Consider the following 4295-nt stretch of genomic DNA (forward strand, 5'->3'; position numbering starts at 1 on the left):
GGGGTCCCCGGATTTTCGCTCTGCGAAAATCCGGGGTCAGCGGATGGCGTCGGCCAGGGCCTGGGCGCGGGAGGTGGACTCCCAGGTGAAGTCGAGTTCCGGGCGTCCGAAGTGGCCGTAGGCGGCGGTCTGGGTGTAGATCGGCCGCAGCAGGTCCAGGTCCCGGATGATCGCGGCCGGCCGGAGGTCGAAGACGGCGGTCACGGCGTCCTGGATCCGCTCGTCGGGGACCACGCCGGTGCCGAAGGTCTCGACGAACAGGCCGACGGGGTGCGCCTTGCCGATGGCGTAGGCGATCTGCACCTCGCACCTGCGGGCGAGCCCGGCGGCGACGACGTTCTTGGCGACCCAGCGCATCGCGTACGCGGCGGACCGGTCGACCTTGGACGGGTCCTTGCCGGAGAAGGCGCCGCCGCCGTGGCGGGCCATCCCTCCGTAGGTGTCAACGATGATTTTCCGCCCGGTGAGGCCGGCGTCCCCCATGGGGCCGCCTACCTCGAACCGGCCGGTCGGGTTGACCAGCAGCCGGTGCCCGTCGGTGGCGATGTCGAGGGTGGCCAGCTCCGGGGTGACGACGAACTCGGCGATGTCGGGCGCGAGCAGGGTGTCGAGGTCGATGTCGGCCGCGTGCTGGGTGGAGACGACGACGGTGTCCAGCCGCACCGGCCGGCCGTCGGCGTACTCGATGGTGACCTGGGTCTTGCCGTCGGGGCGCAGGTAGCCGATCCGGCCCTCCTTGCGGACGGCGGACAGGCGCCGGGCGAGCCGGTGGGCGAGCGCGATCGGCAGCGGCATCAGCTCGGGGGTCTCGTCGCAGGCGTAGCCGAACATCAGGCCCTGGTCGCCGGCGCCCTGGCGGTCGAGCTCGTCCTCGCCGGAGCCGCCCACCCGGGCCTCGTGGGCGGTGTCGACGCCCTGGGCGATGTCGGGCGACTGCGACCCGATCGACACGCTCACCCCGCAGGAGGCGCCGTCGAAGCCCTTCTTGGACGAGTCGTAGCCGATCTCCAGCACGCGCTCGCGGACGACGGCGGCGATGTCCACATAGGTGTCCGTGGTGACCTCACCGGCGACGTGGACCTGGCCGGTGGTGATCAGCGTCTCGACCGCGACCCGGCTGCGCGGGTCGTCTTTGATCATCGCGTCGAGGATGGAGTCACTGATCTGGTCAGCGATCTTGTCCGGATGTCCCTCGGTAACGGACTCGGAAGTGAACAGGCGCGTCGCCACGTCATGACCCCCTGGGAGATCCAGTCTGATTCGGGCGAAGTCTACCGGCGGGTACCGGCGGGCAGGCCGACAACGGAGCCATCCGCTACAGCGAGTCGCGTCACGACCAGGTCGAGCACCTGGTGCGCGAGCAGGTCCTTGCTGGTCCGTTCGATGGCGGTCTGGGTGCCGTCCGCGCCGAGGACCACGGCGGCGTTGTGGTCGACCTCGAAGCCGAGCCCGTCGCCGACCTGGTTGACGACCAGCAGGTCGGCTTTCTTGCGGGCGAGCTTCTCCCGGCCGAGGGCCACGATGTCCACGCCCGGCCTGCCGGTCTCGGCGGCGAAGCCGACGAGCAGCTGGCCCGGCCGGCGGGCGGCGACGAGCTCGGCCAGCACGTCGGGGTTGTGTGCCAGCACCACCGGCTCGGGGACACCGTCACCTTTTTTGATCTTGTAGGACGCCCGTGCCACGGGCCGGAAGTCCGCGACCGCGGCCGCCATGATCACAACATCGGCCTGGGCTGCCTGGGCGTGCACGGCCTCGCGCAGCTGCGCGGTCGACACCACCGGGATGGTGCGCGCCCCGGCGACGTCCGGCAGCGCCACGTTGGCCGCCACCACGACGGTCTGCGCGCCCCGGGCGAGCGCGGCCCTGGCCAGTGCGTAGCCCTGGCGTCCGCTGGAGGAGTTGCCCAGGAAGCGGACGGGGTCGAGATGCTCCCGGGTGCCGCCGGCGCTGACGACGACCCGCCGGCCGGCGAGATCCAGCACCGTGCCCGCCGACGCGCCACCGGCCAGGACGCTGCCCGCCGGCGCGCTGCCCGCCGTCCCGGAACGGGCCGGCGCGGAACGGGCCAGCGCCGAGCGGGCCAGCACGGAACGGGCCAGCGCGGCGATCTCCGCCGGTTCCGGCAGCCGGCCGGCACCGGAGTCCGCGCCGGTCAGCCGGCCCACGGCCGGGTCGACGACCAGGCAGCCACGGGAGCGCAGCGTGGCCACGTTGGCCACGGTGGCCGGGTGCTCCCACATCTCGGTGTGCATGGCCGGGGCGAACATCACCGGGCACCGGGCGGTGAGCAGGGTGGCGGTGAGCAGGTCGTCGGAGCGTCCGGTGGCGGCGCGGGCGAGCAGGTCCGCCGTGGCGGGGGCGACGAGCACCAGGTCGGCCTCCCGGCCGAGCCGGACGTGCGCCACCTCGGCCGCGTCGGTCCAGACGTCGGTGGCCACCGGATGCCCGGACAGCGCCGCCCAGGTCGGCTCGCCGACGAAGCGCAACGCCGCCGCGGTGGGCACGACCCGCACGTCGTGGCCGGTCTCGGTGAGCTGGCGCAGCACCTCGACCGCCTTGTAGGCGGCGATCCCGCCGGAGACTCCCAGCACGACGCGGGGACGCCGCACAGCCGCGGGAGCGGCGGTACCGGTGCCGCCGCCGGCACCATTGCCGTTGCCATTGCCGGCGGTGTTGGCGGTGCCGGCGGGCGTGTCAGCGGACATCAGCGGTCATGTCCCGGTGGAACGGGTGCCCCGGTGGCCCCGGACGCCCCGGGCGTCCCGCGTCCGGGGTACCGGATGTCCTGGTGCCGGCACCGGGCGTCCCCGCGGTACCCGCAGGTGCGCCGACGGCGTGTGCGGCACCGGGACGTGGGTGGCGCGGGGGCCGACATGTGACTGGCATGCGGCTGTCGGAGGGCGCCGGCGCTCAGGAGGCCGGCGGCAGGGGCTCGCCGACGGTCTCGTGCGTCAGCAGACCCGCGTTGATCTCGCGCAGCGCGATGGACAGCGGCTTCTCCTGGGCGCTGGCGGTGTCGACCAGTGGGCCGACGTACTCCAGCAGGCCCTCACCGAGCTGCGAGTAGTAGGCGTTGATCTGCCGGGCCCGCTTGGCCGCGTAGATCACCAGACTGTACTTGGAGTCGGTGGCTTCCAGGAGCTCGTCGATCGGCGGGTTGGTGATGCCCTCGGGCTGCGCGACAGTGCCGGACACGGTGTCCTTCCGCAAACACGGGGCTGTCAGCCCGCTGACGGGCCGACAGCATGGTCAGGATGGTCAGGATGTGGTCGTGGAGAACGATGTGGTCGTGAGGAACGGGGTCAGGGCGGGCGCTCGGGACCGCGGCGGCCCCGCCGGAGCGGCTCACGGCCCCGCGGCCCGGGGCCGTGAGCCGCGGGCTGGTGGGCGTCCGCACCCTCAGCAGTATTCTCGGACCACGACGCCCTCGGACCACAACGGTACGGCCTGTCCACAGTAGAGCAGGCGACAGTGGAGCAGGCGACGCCGGGAGGGCAGGCGCGGCCAGGCGGCCCGCGGCCCAGCCCAGCCGGCCCAGCCCAGCCCAGCCGCGGCGCTAGTCGGTGTCCATCAGGGCCACCAGCCGGGCCGCGGCCCCGGCCACGTCGTCGTTGACCACCACCGCGTCGAACTCGGATTCGGCGGCAAGCTCGGTGCGGGCCCGGCCGAGGCGGCGTTCGATCACCTCCGGCGGCTCCGTGCCGCGTCCGGTGAGCCGGCGGACCAGCTCCTGCCAGGACGGTGGTGCGAGGAAGACAAACCGGGCGTCGGGAATACCCGCACGTACCTGACGGGCGCCCTGGAGCTCGATTTCCAGCAGGCACGGCACCCCTTCGGCGAGACGGGCCGCCAGCGGCGCGCGGGGGGTTCCATAGGCATGACCGGCGAACATCGCGTGCTCAAGAAGCTCACCCTTCTTGACCATCAGGGTGAACTCCTCGGCATCGACGAAGTGATACTCCACCCCGTCGGTCTCCCCCGGGCGCGGCGCTCGTGTCGTGCAACTGACCGAAACCCAGACCTCGGGGTGACGTCGGCGTACCTCGGCGACGACTGTCCCTTTCCCGACGCCTGACGGACCGGACAGAACGGTGAGCCGCATCCATACACCGTAGTGTGCCGCGGCCACACACTCAAAAGAACATGATCGGCCCGGCTGTGGCCGGGCTGTGGCCCCGGCCCCGGCCGTGGCCGTGGCCGTGGCCGTGGCCGTGGCCGTGGCCGTGGCCGGACGGTGTACCGCCCGGCGCGCGACCCACCGTGGCGACCACCGGTCGGCCCGGTCGGCCCGGGTC

4 protein-coding genes are annotated in these 4295 nt (G+C 72.9%); all 4 read right to left on the reverse strand.

What is annotated here, in order from left to right:
* Window positions 1-36: 36 nt before the first annotated feature.
* The 4 genes from metK to gmk all read right to left on the reverse strand — a co-directional run bounded on the left by metK (window position 37) and on the right by gmk (window position 4102).
* Window positions 37-1230 (reverse strand): methionine adenosyltransferase, encoded by a 1194-nt coding sequence (gene metK, locus NBW84_RS22855; protein ID WP_250287302.1) that lies wholly within the window; start codon window positions 1228-1230, stop codon window positions 37-39.
* A gap of 41 nt (window positions 1231-1271) precedes the next feature.
* Entirely contained in the window at window positions 1272-2705 is a 1434-nt protein-coding gene (locus NBW84_RS22860) for a bifunctional phosphopantothenoylcysteine decarboxylase/phosphopantothenate synthase (protein WP_250287305.1), read from the reverse strand.
* Window positions 2706-2910: 205 nt separating this feature from the next.
* Window positions 2911-3195: a DNA-directed RNA polymerase subunit omega gene (rpoZ, locus tag NBW84_RS22865; protein ID WP_013874507.1), complete on the reverse strand. Its 285-nt coding sequence runs from the start codon at window positions 3193-3195 to the stop codon at window positions 2911-2913.
* A gap of 361 nt (window positions 3196-3556) precedes the next feature.
* Window positions 3557-4102: a guanylate kinase gene (gene gmk / locus NBW84_RS22870; protein WP_250287306.1), complete on the reverse strand. Its 546-nt coding sequence runs from the start codon at window positions 4100-4102 to the stop codon at window positions 3557-3559.
* Window positions 4103-4295: the final 193 nt, after the last annotated feature.

The organism is Protofrankia sp. CiP1_Cm_nod2 (assembly GCF_920664355.1).
GTDB lineage: Bacteria > Actinomycetota > Actinomycetes > Frankiales > Frankiaceae > Protofrankia.